9 protein-coding genes are annotated in these 19,800 nt (G+C 39.4%); all 9 read right to left on the bottom strand.

Features of this window, described 5'->3' with window-relative positions; genetic code table 11:
• Positions 1 to 7: 7 nt before the first annotated feature.
• Positions 8 to 1,828 (bottom strand): metallophosphoesterase, encoded by a 1,821-nt coding sequence (locus OOZ15_RS01700; protein WP_265953976.1) that lies wholly within the window; start codon positions 1,826 to 1,828, stop codon positions 8 to 10.
• Positions 1,818 to 4,808, bottom strand: a complete 2,991-nt coding sequence (locus OOZ15_RS01695; RefSeq protein WP_265953975.1) for a glycosyl hydrolase 115 family protein — start codon at positions 4,806 to 4,808, stop codon at positions 1,818 to 1,820. The genes OOZ15_RS01700 and OOZ15_RS01695 overlap by 11 nt, the downstream gene beginning before the upstream one ends.
• Positions 4,809 to 5,057: 249 nt before the next feature.
• Positions 5,058 to 6,200: an acyltransferase family protein gene (locus OOZ15_RS01690; RefSeq protein WP_265953974.1), complete on the bottom strand. Its 1,143-nt coding sequence runs from the start codon at positions 6,198 to 6,200 to the stop codon at positions 5,058 to 5,060.
• 1 nt (position 6,201) lies between these two features.
• Positions 6,202 to 8,430 carry an alpha-N-acetylglucosaminidase gene (locus OOZ15_RS01685; protein ID WP_265953973.1) on the bottom strand — a complete coding sequence of 743 codons (2,229 nt, stop codon included), beginning with the start codon at positions 8,428 to 8,430 and terminating at the stop codon, positions 6,202 to 6,204.
• A 67-nt stretch (positions 8,431 to 8,497) separates the two neighbouring features.
• Positions 8,498 to 10,858, bottom strand: coding sequence for a GH92 family glycosyl hydrolase (locus OOZ15_RS01680; RefSeq protein ID WP_265953972.1), 2,361 nt, complete (start codon positions 10,856 to 10,858; stop codon positions 8,498 to 8,500).
• Positions 10,859 to 10,990: 132 nt separating this feature from the next.
• Complete coding sequence (locus tag OOZ15_RS01675; RefSeq protein WP_265953971.1) at positions 10,991 to 12,622, bottom strand: RagB/SusD family nutrient uptake outer membrane protein; 1,632 nt, start codon at positions 12,620 to 12,622, stop codon at positions 10,991 to 10,993.
• 26 nt (positions 12,623 to 12,648) lie between these two features.
• Positions 12,649 to 15,711, bottom strand: coding sequence for a SusC/RagA family TonB-linked outer membrane protein (locus OOZ15_RS01670; RefSeq protein WP_265953970.1), 3,063 nt, complete (start codon positions 15,709 to 15,711; stop codon positions 12,649 to 12,651).
• A gap of 390 nt (positions 15,712 to 16,101) precedes the next feature.
• Complete coding sequence (locus OOZ15_RS01665) at positions 16,102 to 18,351, bottom strand: S9 family peptidase (RefSeq protein ID WP_265953969.1); 2,250 nt, start codon at positions 18,349 to 18,351, stop codon at positions 16,102 to 16,104.
• Positions 18,352 to 18,363: 12 nt separating this feature from the next.
• Positions 18,364 to 19,755: an aminopeptidase P family protein gene (locus tag OOZ15_RS01660; protein WP_265953968.1), complete on the bottom strand. Its 1,392-nt coding sequence runs from the start codon at positions 19,753 to 19,755 to the stop codon at positions 18,364 to 18,366.
• Positions 19,756 to 19,800: the final 45 nt, after the last annotated feature.

Genomic DNA, 19,800 nt, shown 5'->3' with positions numbered 1-19,800 from the left:
CCAAAAATTAATCGTTTATTTTTTCAAGTTTTGATTGTAGTATATCTATTTTGAAATGACCGGCAGGCTCTCCATGTAAAACTTTCTGAAAAATTTCGGCCCAAAGTCTGAGGCTTTTATTTTCGCTCTGTTCCAGATTTTTACAAACTTTCAGGTATTCCTCTATTCTATCATTTCCTATCTCAGGAACAGATAGTTCATCGCCATATTGTAGTCTGTAAAAATCATAAATCATTTCAAATCCCGTCCAGCTTTCATACGATTCAAGATGCGTACCCGAGGATATTGACCGTTGGTTATTGAGCAGCAACAACTCTTTTCCCGAACTTTTTAAAAGTACCCCCAATAAAGATTCGGGCCACTCCCGGGGGAGGAAGCGCAAACGGACCAACTCCTTTAAGTGTCCTTCCGTAAAAGCCTTATAATCTTTCGCCTTTAACAGCTCCTTATCCCAGATGTCTTTATCCTCATTTTTTTCCAACCATGTATACTCTTGTTTGTACAAGGGAAAAAGCTCATTAAAAGAAGGAACCGAATCCAATTGTACGGTCTCTATTTCATATTCATTCTTTGAATGAAGAGTCAACAATTTATATCCCGGCAAGTAGGCTGCCAACGAAGGCACCTGAATATTGAATAAAGTATTCCCCTGCGACGATGTAAAAACCCCTGTATCATTAAGATGCATATGTCCGGCAAAATGGATACTGATCCCGGCATTAGAAAAAGTTTCTGCCACTAAAGAATCAGGAACCCTATACAATTGCATATTTTCTTCTCCGAACAACGATTTCAATTGCGGGGTACTGCCATCATTATAATCTACCATCGGGTAATGACTGAATGCGATAAGTTTTTTATGATTTGCCTTGGCAGCCTCACTTACACGCTTTACCCAATTAATCAAATACTTTTTATGGGGCAACACATTGTTGTACCCGATACCCGATCCGCCAAAATAAACGGTTTCATCTTTATCGAACTCACTTTTCTCAGGGATGTACACATTAGCATCTATGGCCATTAACCAAACCCCTTCAACTGGCTCCACCAGATAACTCAGATTGGGAATACATATATCTGTACCGGGGAAAGTCATCTTCCTTTGCTCTAATTCAGATGCTTTTATTGCAGCTTCAATGGTATAATTATCATAATCATAGTCTGTAAAAGGAGTTTCCCAGTATAAATAACTATTATTGGGGGTAAATCCAAACGGTTTGAGTTCGTTCAATATTTCAACATACCCCGCTTTTCTTATGTCTTTGGTAATTACAGGGGGATGATCCCCTTTTTCGGGAGTGTACATTCCCGCTTGACTGTAAACCGATTGTTCAATGCCTCCTTCACCCAGGAAATCCTTTTTTCCTCCGGGTTCTCCAAATGGCTTCACCGGATCATGATTTCCTGTAGTGAGAAAGAATTTCGTCCCATAATCTTGACTGTATTTCTGTAGTATCTTTCTAAGCGCTCTGAGATTTACAGGTTGCCCATCATCACTGAAATCCCCAGGAAATACTACTAGATCCACTTCTCTCCTTACTGCATCGTCCAAAGCCGCTAAAAGCGCAAAGTAATTTTCGTTAAAGAGTCTGGTGGAGCGTAGTTGCGTCCCCATGGTCCGTATGGTGTTATATTTTCCCGTAACCGGATTTATTACACCTTTATATTCATTATCAGAAAAGCTAGCATAAATATCTTGTAGATGGACATCGGCCAAAAAGGCTATTTTTACTTTTTTATGAGGAACAGTTTTTTTGTTCTCACATGAGAGAACAAGTAAACTGCATGCTAATAGAATCCCTTTTAACACCCCTCTATTTCTCATGTTTTATCATGGTTTGTTCCGGGAAAGCGTAGCTTTCTTTCCACCCACCTAAATCTATTAGTATTCTATCGACCATTACTCCGGGGTCGACCATCCAGATTTTCAGCTTATGTTTCCCGGGTTTTTCAATTATGTCGGTGACTGATTTAACAGCTGCATTTTTAAGTACGTTTTGCTTCCACTCCTCACTTCTTCCGTGGGTTTGATAATCTAAAATTACGGGCATGGCATCATCAATTCCTACGGCCAACCTTACCTTTTTCCCAGGATATACAGCATGGGTCGGGACAATTTGGACAAACGTTTCAGCTGCTCCATGATTAAAGGTATAAAAATCATATTCCAGTACCGGGCTGTTTGTTATAATTTCACTTGTCTCTTCAATTGAATTTGCCTTCTCAGGCATGGTCTTAACAACACTACCAGTATACCCAAGCCCTTCTATAATCTTCCATGATGTTTCCTTAGTCTGTTTATGATCCGTAAAGTTTTCGGCATCTATACTAACATACCCCTGATCTTCGACAAAGCCTTCAAATTTGAGTAAGTCTTCAAATTTAGGGTTATAAGCCAAAACTCCCAGCGTTATCGCAGTATCTTTTGTTGAAATATCGATCGCACCATCCACCTTATATCCCGGGGGAATCAGCTGATGATCATGACCTAATGGAGGTTCCTTTATACCTGTCCCCTGAGGTACTTTATTCCAATCAAGATCAACATATATTCTTTCTTCGGGATGATCGGTATCCAATTTTCCATAAGATTTTGACAGTTTGATCCAATCGGTTTTAGGTGTTACCTCCCAATATTTTTCCCCTTTTCCTTTCAAAAAAATATCGAGATAATATTGAGGTTGGGTATAGGCATTAAATACCGGTAAAACGTTTGCATGACTATTATTGACTCTGTGATTAAGTTCCATTTCATAGCCCTTAAGAGCTATCCCTATTACCGGTTCCTCCTTTATTGATGGGGTAGCGATAACGGGTTCTTTAAAGACCGGCAGATTCCGGGGAGAACGATTCATGATATGACGCCATTTTCCGTTTTCTAGACTGTTATTGAAATATTCTGTAAGTTGTGCTATCTCGTTATAGGCCATAACAGCATGTTTCCCATGATATAACGCACTTGCTCTTCCCTGCTGAGCGGTAAACCAATTTTTATTCGCGTGCAACCACTTCAGGTTCATATATGCTGCACTTTTTACCGGGTAGGTAACCAACTCATAAAAAGCACTATTCCTGTTGGATGGAACTTTAGGGGAAATTGAATCTACCTTTTTTATCAGGTTATTATAGGTCATAATTCTTTTTCCGACCTCATCGCCATAATGTATTTGGGACATTTCGCTAGGTCGGACTTTTGTAACGGGTTCTACTTGGCTCCACGCCATAAACTCAGGCCTTCTTATAAAAGCCAGTCGGTAATATTCATAAAATAGTTCTGTTAACTGTGATGCATTGTTTTTTCCAAATAGTCTTTCATACCAATTTTTCATGTGTTTACGTACATCAACACTTTTTCCAAAGTCCTTCATATTCCATCCCATGTCCATAAACAGTTCTATATTATACTCATGGGGTTTGATATCTCCACAATTCAGGATCCAGATATTCCTGGCATTAAACTGATATGCCTTTGACATTTCTTCCCATAATAAGACAGGATTGGTAGAGTTTAACCACAAATAATCGTGTGGCCTGCCCCAATATGAAGTATGATAATAAACTCCAGCTCCTCCACTTCGCTTTTGTTCTCCCGGATCACTAAGCCTTCTAATATATCCATAATTATCATCTGTCCACATTAGGGTGATATCTTCCGGTAACTCCATACCGTGTTGGTAGTAATTCAAAACTTCCTTGTAAGGAATAAATACCTGAGGAATGGATTCCAGGCTTTTGTTATTATCAGCCTGTTTTAGGATTTCTCTTTGGTCTGTTATTACCTGTTCCAGTAATTTTACCTGAAAATTGATATCATGATCACCTACAATCATAGGAGAATCGTGTTTACCACGCATTCCGGTAGTATAAATATTTTCATAACGCCCTGTTTCATTTACCCGCTTGATAAACATTTTTTTTATCGTTTCTGAATTGGTATCGTATCGATATTCCCCCATCGTTTCCTGGTCCCATTCCGTATTAACGTTTATCAACATGGGTTCGGGATGAGAGGTTCCTATCACAATGGCATAATCGTCTGCCACCTGTTTATTTTTCGGATAAGAATAAAAGGGTTTGGTGGATGAATGCATCGCAGGCCAAATAGTATTGGCTCTTAAACGCAGGAGCAGTTCAAATATCTTTGCATACGTCTTCGGACCTATATCCCCGGTTTCAGGTTCATAAACCTTTGCAGCCCATGGTTGAAGCCCCCAGTCTTCATCATTTAAAAACAAGCCACGATATTTTACAGACGGGGATCCATAGGTTTTGTTTTCAATATCAAGGGTGATTTGAGTTTTTTTATCAGGATGTACATCGGCCCACCATTCCCATGGCGAGACTCCCATCATTCGGGATAACTCCAGAATTCCGTAAGCAGTCCCTCTACGATCACTTCCAATAATAACCAGGGCTTTTTCTACTCCTTTCAAAGGGTTTTCAATAAGCTGAACGGACCAGCTTTCCCATTTACCTTTAATGGAAGTGACATCAGCCTTTCCATCTATAACGAGTTGGTCAATCCATGGATTTTTACCTAGAGTTCCGGCTAGCACAATCTGATTAGCTTTCTTCGGGGCCTTATATTTAATGTCGGGGTTTTGTCCTGTGATGGTATGGATGTCTCCCACAAAAAGTTCAGCTGCAATCTGTACTACCTTTGCATCGTTTTTACTTATCAAAATCGGACAACGCTGATTTTTGCCTACTAGTTGAAAAGATTGACTTTCTACAGATTGGGCATGCACTTGCAGCTGCAACAAAAATAGCTGTACAAAAATGACGGTTAGTGTTTGTTTTATCATAATTTGATAGTTTTGGTTAATTTTAAAAAGGAACTCATCTTGACTTTTTCCAATTGGTTAAAAAATTGCTCTTTTGAACCTGCTTTTTGCCTTTTCTGCCTGCTGGCTAGCAGGTTTTCCTTCCGTCCGCCTGAGGCGGATGCAACTCAAAAAAGCCTTCAATCAGGCTCAAAATAGATAATTTTCACTTCAATCAAAAAAGTCAAGATGAGTTCAAGGCATCACAGCGTTACCGCATCAATACTCCTGTTAGATTTTAATATAAATCCTTTTTTTATCGAGCCACCATCCAAGGCTCCAACACAGCAATGTAAAAACTAGTGCCGTAGTTAAAGAACCTAAGGGACCGGGAATAACTAGCTGAAAAATCCGCTCGCTTACCCACTCAAAAACATCATGTCCGGAAGGGGTAGGAATCAATCTCAAAGTAATAAAAAACAACTCTGAAAAAAGATATATAAAAAGTGGGTTCTTACCGAAAACATCAAAAAACCTCACTCCTTTTTTTATTTTTCGAAACTCAATAGCATAGATGAGTATAGCCATAATTGATAAATCGAGACCTATGGTAAACAACACAAAAGAGCTCGTCCATAATTTTTTGGATATCGGGAAGGTCAGGTCCCAGAAAAGCGCCAGACAGGCCAAAATAAATCCTGCCATTAACAATTTAGATATGCCTTCAAAGGATTTTCCCTTCTTCCGGATAAAAACTCCCACCAAGTACCCCCCTATAACATTTACAATCGAAGGTAAGGTACTTAAAATACCTTCTGGATCAAAAGGGATAACATCTCCTTTGTATATATGTCCTAACCCTAGAACAGCCATGTCTAATTTAGCACCAGCATTGCCGGCTATATCCAATTCAGCTCCCGGATTGCCAAATATATATAGAATGGCCCAATAAGACAACAACACAATACCGGAGATGATCACGGTCGCTTTTTTAGATAAGTAATAAAAAATAATGGCGGAAAAAAAGTAGCAAAGTGCGATACGTTGCAACACTCCCATAATACGGGTTTCAGCTATGGGTTTCAACATCCAATCCCCCCGGGCATTTATTTCAAAGAAAGGAAACCAATACATCAGATAGCCCAATAAAAAGATAATAAGCGTTCTTTTAATTATTTTTTTCCAAAACGCCCCAACGGAAGCTTGCTTCATTTTTTCCATAGAAAAGCTCATGGCGTTCCCCATAGCAAACAGAAATGACGGAAAAACCAAATCAGCCAAAGTAAAACCGAACCATTGAGCATGTACCAGATAAGGATACATTTTGGCTCCTGTCCCCGGGGTATTTACCACGATCATCAAGGCTATGGTCAGCCCCCTGAATACATCAAGAGAGAGAAAACGATCGGATTTTAGCTGAAATGCTTTTTTCATATTAGTAGTTGTATTTTATTTGTGGTAAAAGTTCGGTGATAGGTTCAATCCGTCCGCGGTATTTTTTGTGAATTTCATTGGCTATCTCCGTAGCACTACCTTTCGGTTCAATAGGGTATTCTTCATGCCCGGTTACCCATTTCCATTCCCAGTTTTTGATCTTATCGTCGAATTTTTCCTGATCGAATTCCCCCCATTCACTTTTCACATCAGCAAAAAATTGTTCCCAACGCGGTTTATAAAACCCCTTCAAAAGTCCGCTCCATTGACGGTTGCTGTATTCGTGCAAGCGGTTATTAGCATCTCCCCAAAGGGTAATAAGATCACGCGCATTCTGCTCGTATAAATCTTTCTCTTCCGGAGTCTGTCCCCAACTACGAGCATCATCTAGCCAAGTCCCCAACAAGAAATCTTTTCGGGTTGCCAAGAGACGGTCCATATCATCAATCAATTCGAGGAATTCAGAACTGTATTTTTCAAAAGCTGTTTTATCATTCTCTTGATAAGCTTTAGCTATTTGTTGCTGTAGTGGCAAGGCATAATTTGCCAATACTTGGCGGGTCAGATCGACCAGATCATACCTAAACCCATCTGAGGTTTTACATTCAGGAATCATTTTGATCAAAAGATCCCAAGCCGGAAGTAAATCTTCAGCTGCATAATTGAGTTTTGTACGGGCCCAACGACGATACCCTTCAAAGGTGGGGCGTGCCACAATAATTGATTCGGCTCCATCCCGAATGGTTTGTCCATTGTATACCGTATTTACCAAAATATTCCAAGCTTCTTCCAGTTCGGCATTCGTTTTTCCATAACGGTTCCTGATATATTTTTTGAGCCATTGATCCAATTCAATCGGTGTATTGCGCCAAGTATTATCTGTCATTAATTCATAGAGTACGGGGGTTTGCTCTATGGCCTCCATAGTAAGACCGATTCCTTTCATCTCGCCAGAATCGGAATCGTTTAGTGCAGTTGCAGGCTGGGTTGCCACAGTCTTTATACGGCCAAAAAGGCTAATGTTACCGCCAAAATTATGAAGCATGTTCCATATCCACTGTTTCCCATAAAAGGCATCTGTTCGCTTCCACACCGGTTCAATTTCGGTAGCGAGATCTAGAATGATCATCCTGTTGTCAGGAACAGCATCTAAAAGCCCTTTTATTTGAGGACCTTTCCAAAAATCACGATGACTGTAAAATAACCAACCCTGCATTACCCAAACGGCTTCAGGATCTGCTGCTTTCATTCCTTCATATACTTTACTGCTTAACCCCGATAAATATTGAGGATCATCAGATGGTGGTTCATTTTCATTAAAGGTGTCAGCAGAGTACAGATGATCCGTTCCGTAAACTTCGGTTTGTACTTCCAGAAATTTCTTGCCAATTTCGGCAAACAAAGGGTCATCAGCATCGAGAATGTAGGTGTCGTCAAAATCGTTCCCCCAGTCCGTCCTTTTGAGTTTGGCATTTGGGAAATACTTTTTGAAAGAGGTTGGAACATGACCTGTAAATGCGGGCAATACCGGTTTCATCCCTAATTCACGTTGTCGTTTCAATATTTTTTGTTGTAAATCGCGATGACTTTCTTTCCAACTCATAGGTAATGGACCACCCCAACCATCTAGATTCCCCATCCAGAACCAGGAAAAATAAGCAGGGCCGCTAAAGAACGGATCTAGGTCTTCATCTGTAAATCCATATGACCGGTACACTTGATCCCAAACATACTCTTCTCCGGTAATCGCCAGTGGCATGTTTATACCGTGCAGGGCCATCCAGTCTATTTCCTTTTCCCAACGGAGCCAATCCCACCAACTCATGCTATAATTGAAAGTACAATAGTTAAGATAATACCGATACTCATAAGGAGTATCTTTATGCACGAGTCCTGGTACTGATGGTAATTTTTCCGGAAGATCAAGATTGGTTCCGTTCCAGGTAATCTGACAATGGGCATATTCGCTCAGATAATAATACAAGGCTGAAGCTATAGACACCCCATTATTTCCCCGAAGAACGATTTTATCATCTCTGGATTCAATTTCAAAGCTATCCGTACTATCAGAATCTATTGTTTCAACTATAAACTGAGATGCATGATCGGGAACTATTCGCTCAATCAACGCCCGGTTCTGACCGACAATCTCTTTAGGAGCTACTTTTTTTTCACATCCATTTAAAAGAAACAGGCCAATCACTAACAATATAAGTCCAAGACCTTTCATATTTATTAATTTTTTATTTTAATAACATTATCACTGTTTTTAATACAGGCTTATATGGTGCAGACACCTATTCCTTTCCCCTTTTAGAAGGAGACGATGTCATTTCCAAAGTTAAAGTGCCTCCTTCTACAATATCCTGATGCATAATTTTTTGCCCTTTAATTGGAATATTGTTTAGTTTAATATCATCTACATAGATATTATCTGAATTGTTATTTATGCTTTTTATTTCAAATACTTCCCCAGGGTAGTAATCTTTATTAAGTTCAATAGTTATCTTATCAAAGATTGGGCTTCCTATTTGATATTCCGGATTCTCTTCTGTACCACCGTTCATTTGAAACAATCCTATCTTCATCAATACTGCCAAACTTCCCATTAAACCTTGATCCTCATCACCGTTGTACCCACTTGAACTGTTCAGGTCTGAAAAAACACTATCAACAACCTTTCTTGACCAATATTGCGTTAAATCAGGCCTGTCTAATTTATTGAATATAAATGCTGTTTGTATTGATGGTTGATTTCCATAATTGATAGGAATCCTACTGTATTCAGGATGGAGTTCAGCTTCATGGGAATTTCCCGATGTAAATCCTGATTTCTGAGCGGCTATAAATTGATTATTCAGTTTTTCCGCTGCTTTTTTATCTCCTCCCATTAAGGATGCCAAGCCTTTTATATCGTGAGGTACAAACCAAGTTGACTGTGCAGCATTGGACTCTACAAATCCGTTTTCATATTGATACGGATCGAAATCTAATTTCCACTTCCCGTCAATATCCTTAGGAGCCATCCAACCAACTTCTTCGTTAAATACATTTTTATAATTTTCAGCCCTTTTCATAAAATAATGATAGTCCTGGATATGTTTTAATTTCTTTGCCAACTGTGCTAAAGTCCAATCCTGGTACGCATATTCCATGGTTTGGCTACTACCATCCTGGTGGCCTCCAAAACCACCGCCTTCAGGAAGCGGGTAAGGAACATATCCGTTTTCCAAGTAATACTTTAAGCCTCCGCCAATATCCGTATTGTGTTCATATCCCGCCTTTCCCATAATACCTCCCGGTATGTGGTTTTTTTTAAGGGCTTTATAAATGGCTTCCAAATCATTTTTTACAATTCCTTTTTGAATGGCACTTACCATAAATGGGGTCGTCGAAGCCCCAGTCATCACAAAAGTGTAATTCCCCGCAGAAGGGCCACGAGGAATCATCCCCCCATCTTGATAATATTGCATTAATGAAAGGGTGAATTCATTCATGATCTCAGGATAAACAAGTCCCCATAAGGTGTTTATAGTCCATTGTGCCCCCCAAAATGAATCTGAATTATAATGATTGAATTTGGGTGTTCCATCTGAATTTAATGGCAATTGACCAACTCTGAATTGCTTTCCTGTATTATCAGGATATGCTCCATTTGCATCATTAATAATTCTTCTGCCTTGTAAAGCATGCCAAAGATCTGTGTAAAACCGTTTTTGATCCTTTTCTGTCCCTCCTTCAACTTTAATTCTGCTCAATAACCCATCCCATTCAATTTTGGAATCTTCGACCACCTGATTAAAATTCCAGTGCGGTAATTCTTTTTGCATGTTATTTACTGCATTTTTTATCGAAGTATATGAAATACCTACTTTCATTAAAACAGCATCGTTTATGCTATCTAAGCCCACTAAATAATTTCCTGTATCAGAATCGTGCTCAACAGAGACTATGGGGACGTTTAACTGAGCATTAAAATAGATGGTTAATGGTTTTGGGCGCCTATGTGTTGGAGCTGCTACAAGTTTACCTGACAAGGTACTGATTCCTGTTTTTTCTAGCGTTCCCTCCATATTTTCACAAGGGCCTAAAACGGTGTTTAAATTAAAAAGGATCCCGCCCTTTTTATTCTCTGAAAACACATATTTATGGAATCCAACCCGTTTTGTACTTGTTAATGCCGCCTTTATTCGATATCTATCCAGTTCTACTGAATGATACCCCGGGCTTATCAATTCATTTTTATGACTGAATTTTGAATAGAAATCTGTAAAGATTTCATTATTATCAGAAATTGTTACCGGCATTACTGAAAGCCCGGACATTTGCCAGGCGTGAATATGGCTAAAACCTTTGATGGTATCTGTTTTATATCTATAACCGCTTCCCCAGGCACCGTTAATTTCCGTATCCGGACTTAAATTTACCATCCCAAATGGCCGGCTTGCCGATGTAAAGAAAAACCACCTTGAATTTTCAGTATCGAGCAGTGGATAAACTTTATCTACATATCGTTCTTTTTGCGTAAAAGCCTCTTGTTTGTCTTTACACGATACTATAAAAAAAAGAATAACACTTATCCGTACCAGATCGTTTATACGAGTTCTTTTTATCTTCTTTAATTTTCTATCTAAAGCTATTGTCAGAAATGATCTCAAAGGCTTATTCTGCACCGGTTTTCTATAATTTTTATTAGGTCAATGCAAAAAATATAAGCAGGCAAAACCTGCCTGCCCATATCTACATTAAATTAAACTAACTACTAACTACTAATTAAATGTTCGTTTATGTTAATAATCCGGATTTTGTTCAATACTTCCTCCAGTATTATCTATTTCAGTTTGAGGGATTGGCCTTAAAAGGTGTTTTGAACTAAGCGCATTATTTAAAGCAGCATGCGGATTATTTTGTAAGGTACGCTCTATGAGTTTTCCTGTTCTTTTCAAGTCCATCCACCTGTTTACTTCTCCTGTTAACTCCCTGGCTCTTTCGTCAAGGATAAAGTCAAGGTCAACATCACCGGGAGCCACCGTAGTGGTTAATCCCGCTCTGGACCTTAAGGCAGTAAGGCGAGCAGCGGCATCAGTTGTATTACCTGACTGTAAATAGGCCTCTGCGGCAATTAAATAGGCTTCCCCTGCTCTCATGATAACCATATCCCTTTCTCCCTGTGAAGATTGATCAGGTTGTGTAAATGGAATCCCGGGGTCATCAAACTTTTTAAACATTGGGTAATGAACCGTAGTAACACCGTCATTTTCAAAATACGTTTCAGGATTTATAACCGCATAGGGTACCGCATCGATTTCGGCTTGGGTCCATGCTGTTTTCGGGAAATATATGGCAGTATCGCCAGCACTTACATTTACTTCCGAACCACCTACATTGGCTACGTAATCCTCGTCAGCATAAATCACCCTACGGAATGTAGCTTCCGCCCTTTCATCATTCTCATCAAAAAGGGAGTAGTAAAAAGGTGTAGGCGCCGGCCCCAGGCCTTTTTGATATTTATCGCCCCTGACCATTCCTGGATAATCAAAATATCTGAACTTATACATCATATGTTTTGAATTCCCCCAACCTCTGCTAACCGAATTACTTCCAAACAAATAAGCAAATATTACTTCTGGGTTTCTTTGATTGTCTATATCCACCAATTCTTCAAAAGAGGGAACCAGGGCGTGGTTACTGATAACCGTTTCTGCCAAAGCGGCAACCTCAGTGTAATCAGTTGCGGAACCGAAAGATTTGTACCCTCTGGTAAGCAATACTTTTGATAAGAGATGTCTTACAGCATCTTTGGATACTCTTCCATATGTCCCCGGGATTTCATCTACTGCAGTAAGGGCTTCTTGAAGATCCTGCACTATTTGTGTATAGACTTCTTCTTCGCTTGCACGAAAATATTGCGTCTCAGCAGACCTGACCTGGTTGAGCACCAAAGGCACTCCACCGTAATTCTCCGCCAGATTGAAGTATGACAAAGCCCTGAAAAATTTGGCTTCCCCTATTCCCCTCGTTTTAGTATCCGTAGGGACAGCCTCCATTTCTTCTGCGTTGTCTATAATTACATTGGCTGCAGCGATCACACTATACTGATTGCCCCAATACACACCAACAGCCCAGTTTGTTGAGTTCAGGTTCACATAATCATTGATCTCATCAGCTCCAGAAATTGTTGTCCCCCTTGTTACTACATCGGTTCCCAGATCTTCGAGGACGTAATACATGTCGCCTGTGTATTTTGTTGTGGTTTCCCTGGCCCTTTCATAGATTGAAGCCACCAACTGGTTAAAAATCTCAGGGTCTGACTCGACAGTCTCGATACTTAACGATGAGTTGTTCTCTTCCTCAAGGTACGACTCACAACCGGCGAAAATACCCACCGTAAGCAGTACTATAATTAATTTATAATATTTCATCTGTTTATTTTTTATTGTTTTTTTTATTAGAAACTTAAATTAACACCTGTCATAATGGTACGTGACATAAATGCCGCACCCCAGTGGTTTCTTCCTGCATTTTCAGGATCCCATCCATCATAATCCGTAAATATGAAAGGGTTCTGTACTGTGGCATAAAGTCTTAGGTTGTCTAACTTTAGCTTATCTAATATGGTAGAAGGAAGCCTGTATCCTAAGGTGATGTATCCCACCTTTGTAAAAGACACATCGCGATATTTTATGGCATGTTGATATATACCTCCGTTCCCTGGTTGGTACCATTTGTTAGTGGGGTTTTCCGGTGTCCAGTAATCCACATCATATCCATTAAAAGTTCTTGTAGGCTCAGTATCCCATGGAAAAGAAAAACCGTTATGGAAATTACTCAAGACCTTATTCCCCTGACTGATATGAATAAAGAAAGAAAAGTCAAAATTCTTATAATTCATAGTACTGGTAATACCCCCGGTCCATTTAGGTGTAACATTACCTATGATCTTTCTGTCTTCATCAGGAGTAATCATACCATCATTATTAAGGTCTTTCACCCTCACCTGACCGGGACGTTGCCCGTATACTGCAGCCTCATCCACTTCATCGAGCTGCCAGATACCATCCGCTTCGTAGTCATAGATCGATCCGATGGCTTCTCCTACCTTATGGATAAAGCTGGTGCCTTGTACATTGAAAATGATCTCGTCACCTCCATAGAGTTTGTCAAGCGTATTCTTGTTGGACGCGAAATTAAAATTGGTGGTCCAGGTAAAATCCTCAGTATCAATATTCACGGTGTTCAATGCGATCTCAATCCCTTTGTTACTTGACTCTCCAACATTGTCGAATGTTCCTGAAAAACCAGTAACTGTTGATAGCGGTGTGAAAAATATAATATCGGTATTTTTTCTATTGTAGAGGTCCACCGATCCGTAAATTCTGTTATTGAACAATCCGAAGTCAAACCCTAAATTGGTCTCGGTAGTTCTTTCCCAAGTAAGGTCTTCATTAGCCAGGCCAGTAATATAAGCGGTCGATACCGAAGCATCTCCTAAATTAGTAGCGCTGGAACCCAATAATGATTGTGAAGCTAGCGGAATTAATCCTCCTCCCTGACCATTGTTACCTGTCTGACCATAACTAAGCCTGATCTTGGCATTAGAAAACAGTTGTTGAGATTGCATGAACTTTTCATCTATTACCTTCCAAGCAAAAGCTGCTGATGGAAAAAAGGCCCATTTATTCTTATCTGAAAGTATGGAAGAGCCATCGTACCTTCCTGTAAGGGTAAACAGGTATTTATCATTCAGGCTATAGTTTATCCTTCCCGTGTAAGACTCAAGGGTCTGTTTGGAGAAATCACTGGATAGGTCCCTGATATCAAGTCCGGCATCTATGTTGTAGAATAGGTATTCATCCGTAGTAAAATTTCTGACTTGTGAATAGTACCCCTCAGAACGTTCCATAAATCTTGAAATTACTGCTGTAGCATCAATCGCATGTACTCCCTTGTTATATTTATAATTGAAGATATTATCCCAGGAATACGAGAAGTAGTTAAAATTGTTTACCTGAGCTCTTCTGTTTGACGGGTTTCCACTTACGCTCTTTGAATAAAGTCCTCGGTATTCCCCATATCTCGTATATTTAATATTAGGGGAAAATTTCGAAGTTATACTTAATCCGTTCAAAGGACGGATTTCTAAGGCGATATCTCCGACATATTGCAAATACTTGGTCTCTTTAGTTATATTCTTTGGATCAAAGAGCGGATTGGTAATTTGGGTCTCCTTTTGTGTCGGAAAAAATCGCAAGGATCCATCATCATTATAAGGCCGACCTATAGGTTTTAATCGGTATGCACTTCTAAAGGCTTCCCAACTTCCAGTGTTTTGTACGGCGTGAGTGATGTAGTTGTTAAAACTCACGTTCAGCCATTTGGTAAGGTCGCTTTTTAAGCTTCCCCTTATGTTGTATCTTTGAAAATCTTCGCCTTCAATGGTTCCTTCGTCCTTGGTATAGCCTAGACCAAACGCATAGGTAGTTTTTTCATTTCCTCCACTCAGGTCAATGGTATGATTGGTCTGAAGCCCTGATTGCAATACAAGGTCTACCCAATCTGTATTCACTCCGTCAGCAATATTTTGCATTTCTTCCGTATCAAAATAATCGGACAATATTACATCGTCTCTCCTGTAACTAAGATCTCCCGTAAGCTGGGCAAATTCATTACCTACAACAACATCTTTTATAAACTCCACATAACCAGGACCATCGTAGATCGATGGTAAATGATAAGCTTCTTTAAGGCCTATATAACTGTTGTAACGAACCTTCATTTCTCCTTTTTCACCTCGCTTGGTTTCTATGATCACAACCCCATTACTTCCTCTTGATCCATATATAGCCGTAGCCGAAGCATCCTTCAGGATATCCATTCTATTAATATCAGAAGGATTCAGAAAGGAGATATCATCTACAAAGATCCCGTCCACAATAAAAAGTGGATTTTGCCCAGGATTAAAACCTCCCTGATTGGCTGTCTCATTCGAATTAATAGTACTAGCGCCACGGATACGAATATTGAAGCCTCCCGAGCCCGGTTTGTTATCAGTACGTTGAATCACCACTCCGGGAGCCTGCCCTTGCAGTGCAGAAACAGCATCAACCTTGTTTGTTTTTTCCAATTGCTCTGCGTTCATTGATGCAACAGAACCTGTTAAATCACTCTTTTTTACAGTTCCATAACCTATAACCACCACTTCATCCAAACTAGATGCGGCGGGGGACAACTGAATGGTATAATCATCCTCGCTGCCTACCTTTATTTCTTTGGTTTCATACCCGATATAGGAGACAACCAAGATAGCATCAGTTTGTGTAGTGGTAATTTCGAAATTCCCGTCAAAATCCGATGTCGTCCCTTTTTGAGTACCTTTCAACATTATAGTTGCTCCAGGCATAGGTTCATTATAATCGTCTATGACCTTACCTGAAATTTCTCTTGTCTGCGACCAGGACACTGATGTATATGCCATAAAAAGGATGGTCACAATTGGTAATAAATTTTTCATATTGATTTGTAATTGGTTTATTGATAAGCATCAAAGTAATGTTAAAATAAACCTAACGGGATGTACAAAATCGTCAAAAACATAGACGTTTTATTCATAATTTGTGAATTTATAAGGGCTAAATTGATAAAAATGGGGTTATAAAAGATTTTTTAATAAAAATCAATTGGCTTAATATCAGGCTCTACTCTCTAGGGATTATTATCTTGACTTTTCCTAATTCGCTAAAAAAATGTCCTTTTTGAATCTTAGGGAGGTTTTACCTATTCGGTGATTTCAAAATGGTACAGAGTTAAAACACCTATAAATAAGGCATTTCGAAAGAAGTTTTAATCTTCCGAAACTAAAAACATGCAAAGAGGTTAAAATGATTATCTGTACTAAATTCAATTAATCCATACTATTATTCTCCAACAAATAATTGGTAATAAGCGTATATAAATGCCGCTGTGTATTCTTTCCTTCATAAATTCGATGGGAACGGTTCGGGTAAGACATCATTTGGAATTGCTTGTTGTGACGGATAAGTTCGTTTATTAAATATTCCATATTTTGGTAATGCACATTGTCATCGCCTGTTCCATGAACAATTAATAAATTGCCTTTTAGATTTTTTGCATAAGTAGCAGGAGACCCCTCTATAAAGTCTTCCCTGTTTTCCTGTGGCAATCCCATATAGCGCTCCTGATAAATATTGTCATAAAAAAGTTGATTGGCAACAGCGGCAACAGCCACTCCAGTCTTATATATTTCGGGATATCTGAACATTAGATTCAATGTCATGGAACCTCCTCCACTCCAACCCCATACAGAAACGCTGCCATCGTCGATAAAATCCCATTGAAGCACTTCTTTTGCTGCAAGCGCCTGGTCATTGGTGTTCAATACACCTACTTTTCGATAAATACTTTTACGCCAATCACTCCCTTTTAATGAAGGTGTTCCCCGATTATCCATATTGATGATAACAAATCCTTTTTGTGCCAGAAAAATATCATACAAGCCAATCCATGTATCGGTTGCCATTTGCCCCCAAGGTTCTCCATAGACATGAAAAATAACCGGGTATTTTTTTGAAGGATCAAAACCTGAAGGTTTTGTGATCCTACCTTCCACTTCTACCCCTTCTGATGTTTCCACCTGAAAAAATTCTACTGTTGGGAGTTGCAGGGTCTTTAATTTATTTTTTAATGCACCATTATCTACTAATGTACTTATTGTTTTATGATGTGGTAAACTGATAAGTTCTGTTGTACGAGGAGTTTCAGCATCGGTATGATGATGAAGGGCGTATTTTCCATTGGGGGAAATATTGTAGGTGTTCACTCCACTGAACGGCTCCGGGGTCAATCGCTTTATTTTTCCTTTTCCATTTAGCGGGGAACTGTACAAATAACGTTGTGCAGGATTATCCGGAGAGGCACTAAAGTAAATTTCCTTTTTACTAACAGCATAATATGCTGCAACATCAAACTCGCCGGGGGTCAGTAGGGTTTGTTTACCGTTATTGACATCTATTTTATATATATGCCGCCATCCATCATTTTCGGTCATTCGCAACAATGCAGAGTTGTTGTCTGTTAGCAAAAAATCGTTATGTCCCCATTGGTTGGACGAGATATCCGGATATCGTAAATCTACCCATGTATCTTCTGTTTCCATATATATTTTTTCCAGATTTCCAGACGAAGGTCGATAGGTATAAACGCAAAGTTTATTTTGTTTGCGGTTCAATTGCTGAATAAGTAACAAATCTCCATCTACCCATTGCATGGCCGGTAGATAATGCTGTACTACATCTCCGGGAACCGGAATCCAGCTAATTTCTTTCGAATTAACATTTACAAGCCCTACTTTGGCTGAAGACGGGTTGTAACCCGTTTTAGGGTATTGAAGTGGAATCGGTTTGGAATAAACTGAATCGGTATTGTTGATCATATAAAAAGTTCCAATCTCTGAAGCATCCAACTGCCAAAAAGCGATTTTTTTTGCATCCGGGCTCCAGCTAAAACCATCGCGCATTCCAAATTCCTCTTCATACACCCAGTCAAAAGTCCCGTTGATAATATCGCCGTCTCCATCTTGGGTCAGTTGCGTTACTTCCCCTGTTGTAAAATCTTCTTTATAGATATTAAAGTCATGGACATAAGCTACAAAAGCATTGTCCTCTGAAAACTTTGCAAACATTAATGAGGAGGCCGAAAAGTCTTTCCCTATTTGTTGTAGTTTACCGGTATCAAAATCGTATACCCAATAATCCCCTTTGGTATTCGAGCGCCAGACACGGCTGGAATTGGTGAATATCAATACTTTTGTGCCATCTGGTGAGAGGGTAAAGTTTTCTATTCTCAAGGATATACCCTTTCCTTTCGGTCTTATTTTTTCTGCCGGGAGGTAGAGGCTTTTTTTATTGTTCCTGCTAATGTGTTTTATCAGTTGATCTTCTCCATTTTGAGAACGTTCGATCGTAACATAGGCATCCCCGTTTTCAATCCAAAAAACAGGGCGTTGACGTTCTCCCTGAAATTCTGAAGAGTTATAAATCCGGTCTATGGTCAGCAATGAATCGGTTTGTTGTGCCAATAACACAGCTGTTTTTACAAAAAGAGCGAGCAGAAACAGTATATAATTCCTCTTCATTTTTACTATTGTTTATACGTTTTTGAGTTCTTCTATGTCTTCCGGGGTTTTGACCAAAGGTTCTCCAAGCAACTCACTTCCAGATGCTGTGATCAAAAGGTCTTCTTCTACACGAATACCTCCAAAATCTTTAAATTTTTCAACTTCGTCGTAGTTTACAAAATCGGTATATTTCTTTTGTGTCTTCCACGAATCGATCAAAAAAGGATTGAAATAAATCCCCGGTTCCACAGTAAGTACATTTCCAGCCTCCAATGCTTTTCCCAACCTTAGGGATTTCAATCCAAATGCAGTACTTTTCTTCAAATCATCTGTATAACCCACATAACTTTCTCCCAGATTTTCCATATCGTGAACATCCATTCCCATCATATGCCCCAATCCACATTGAAAAAACAATGTATGTGCACCTACGGCAACGGCTTCCTGTACATCCCCTTTCATGAGTCCCATTGCTTTTAGTCCTTCAGTAAGTTTTGTACAGGCCAATAAATGGATATCCCTAAAAAGAATTCCCGGTTTTAATGCCGCTATAGCTGAATTATGTGCATTCAAAACAATATTATACACATCTTTTTGTAAGGAAGAAAATCTCTTACCGGCAGGAAAGGTTCGCGTCATATCCCCGGCGTAATTCATAGCGGTTTCGGCTCCACAATCACACAAAACGATATCTCCTTCCTCGATAACCGCCTGTGTAGCGTGGTTGTGCAAGTATTGCCCGTTTTTGGTAAGAATAATGGGGAAAGAAATGTTTCCACCACCGCCAATAGCTATCGCCTGCAATTCTCCGGCAATTTCTTTTTCCGTTTTCCCCGGACGGGTATTCTTAATGGCGTGTGTATGCATAGCAGCTGTAATATTGACCGCCTTGTTCAGTTCTTTAATCTCTTCGGAAGTTTTTATAACGCGTTGTTTCACCACCGCTTTTATAAAAGCATCCGATTTATTTTTTTCAATCACTCCTACCGGGATATTCAATAAATTACTCAGCTCATTAGTAGTTTCTGAGCGGTATGGTGGTAGAAAATGAATGGGATTTCCTTTTTGTTGTTGCTGTTTGATATAAGCCGGTAGTTCTTTCATCGACTTCACCTCCGCTATCCCAGATTTTTCAGCTAAAATGGAAAGCGGCGTAACAGCTCCTGTCCATACCATTTCCTCAGGCGTGGGATCATCTCCAAAGAGGATTTCCTTATCGTTTTCAATATCAATTAAAAAATAAATATTCGGAATATTATTAACTCCTGTATAATATAAAAAACTGCTATCCTGTCGAAAAGGATACCAGTTGTCTTTATAGTTCATACTGCTCTCCCCATTTCCGGGAAACAATAAAATTCCGTTTTTAACTTCTGATTTTAATTTTTGCCGTCTGGTAATATACGTTGCTGTTGGAAACATTAAAATTATTTTGATTTAAAAGTTATTGAGTTATGCAGATAAATA

The sequence above is a fragment of the Galbibacter kalidii genome, from assembly GCF_026241135.1.
GTDB lineage: Bacteria > Bacteroidota > Bacteroidia > Flavobacteriales > Flavobacteriaceae > Galbibacter.
The sequence above is the reverse complement of the archived record's forward strand: the minus strand, read 5'-3'. Positions and strand labels throughout refer to the sequence as shown.

Excerpts from the sequence above, each read along its gene's own strand:
- OOZ15_RS01700 (WP_265953976.1), bottom strand. The coding sequence starts at position 1,828 with ATGAGAAATAGAGGGGTGTTAAAAGGGATTCTATTAGCATGCAGTTTA.
- OOZ15_RS01695 (WP_265953975.1), bottom strand. The coding sequence starts at position 4,808 with ATGATAAAACAAACACTAACCGTCATTTTTGTACAGCTATTTTTGTTG.
- OOZ15_RS01690 (WP_265953974.1), bottom strand. The coding sequence starts at position 6,200 with ATGAAAAAAGCATTTCAGCTAAAATCCGATCGTTTTCTCTCTCTTGAT.
- OOZ15_RS01685 (WP_265953973.1), bottom strand. The coding sequence starts at position 8,430 with ATGAAAGGTCTTGGACTTATATTGTTAGTGATTGGCCTGTTTCTTTTA.
- OOZ15_RS01675 (WP_265953971.1), bottom strand. The coding sequence starts at position 12,622 with ATGAAATATTATAAATTAATTATAGTACTGCTTACGGTGGGTATTTTC.
- OOZ15_RS01670 (WP_265953970.1), bottom strand. The coding sequence starts at position 15,711 with ATGAAAAATTTATTACCAATTGTGACCATCCTTTTTATGGCATATACA.
- OOZ15_RS01665 (WP_265953969.1), bottom strand. The coding sequence starts at position 18,351 with ATGAAGAGGAATTATATACTGTTTCTGCTCGCTCTTTTTGTAAAAACA.
- OOZ15_RS01660 (WP_265953968.1), bottom strand. The coding sequence starts at position 19,755 with ATGTTTCCAACAGCAACGTATATTACCAGACGGCAAAAATTAAAATCA.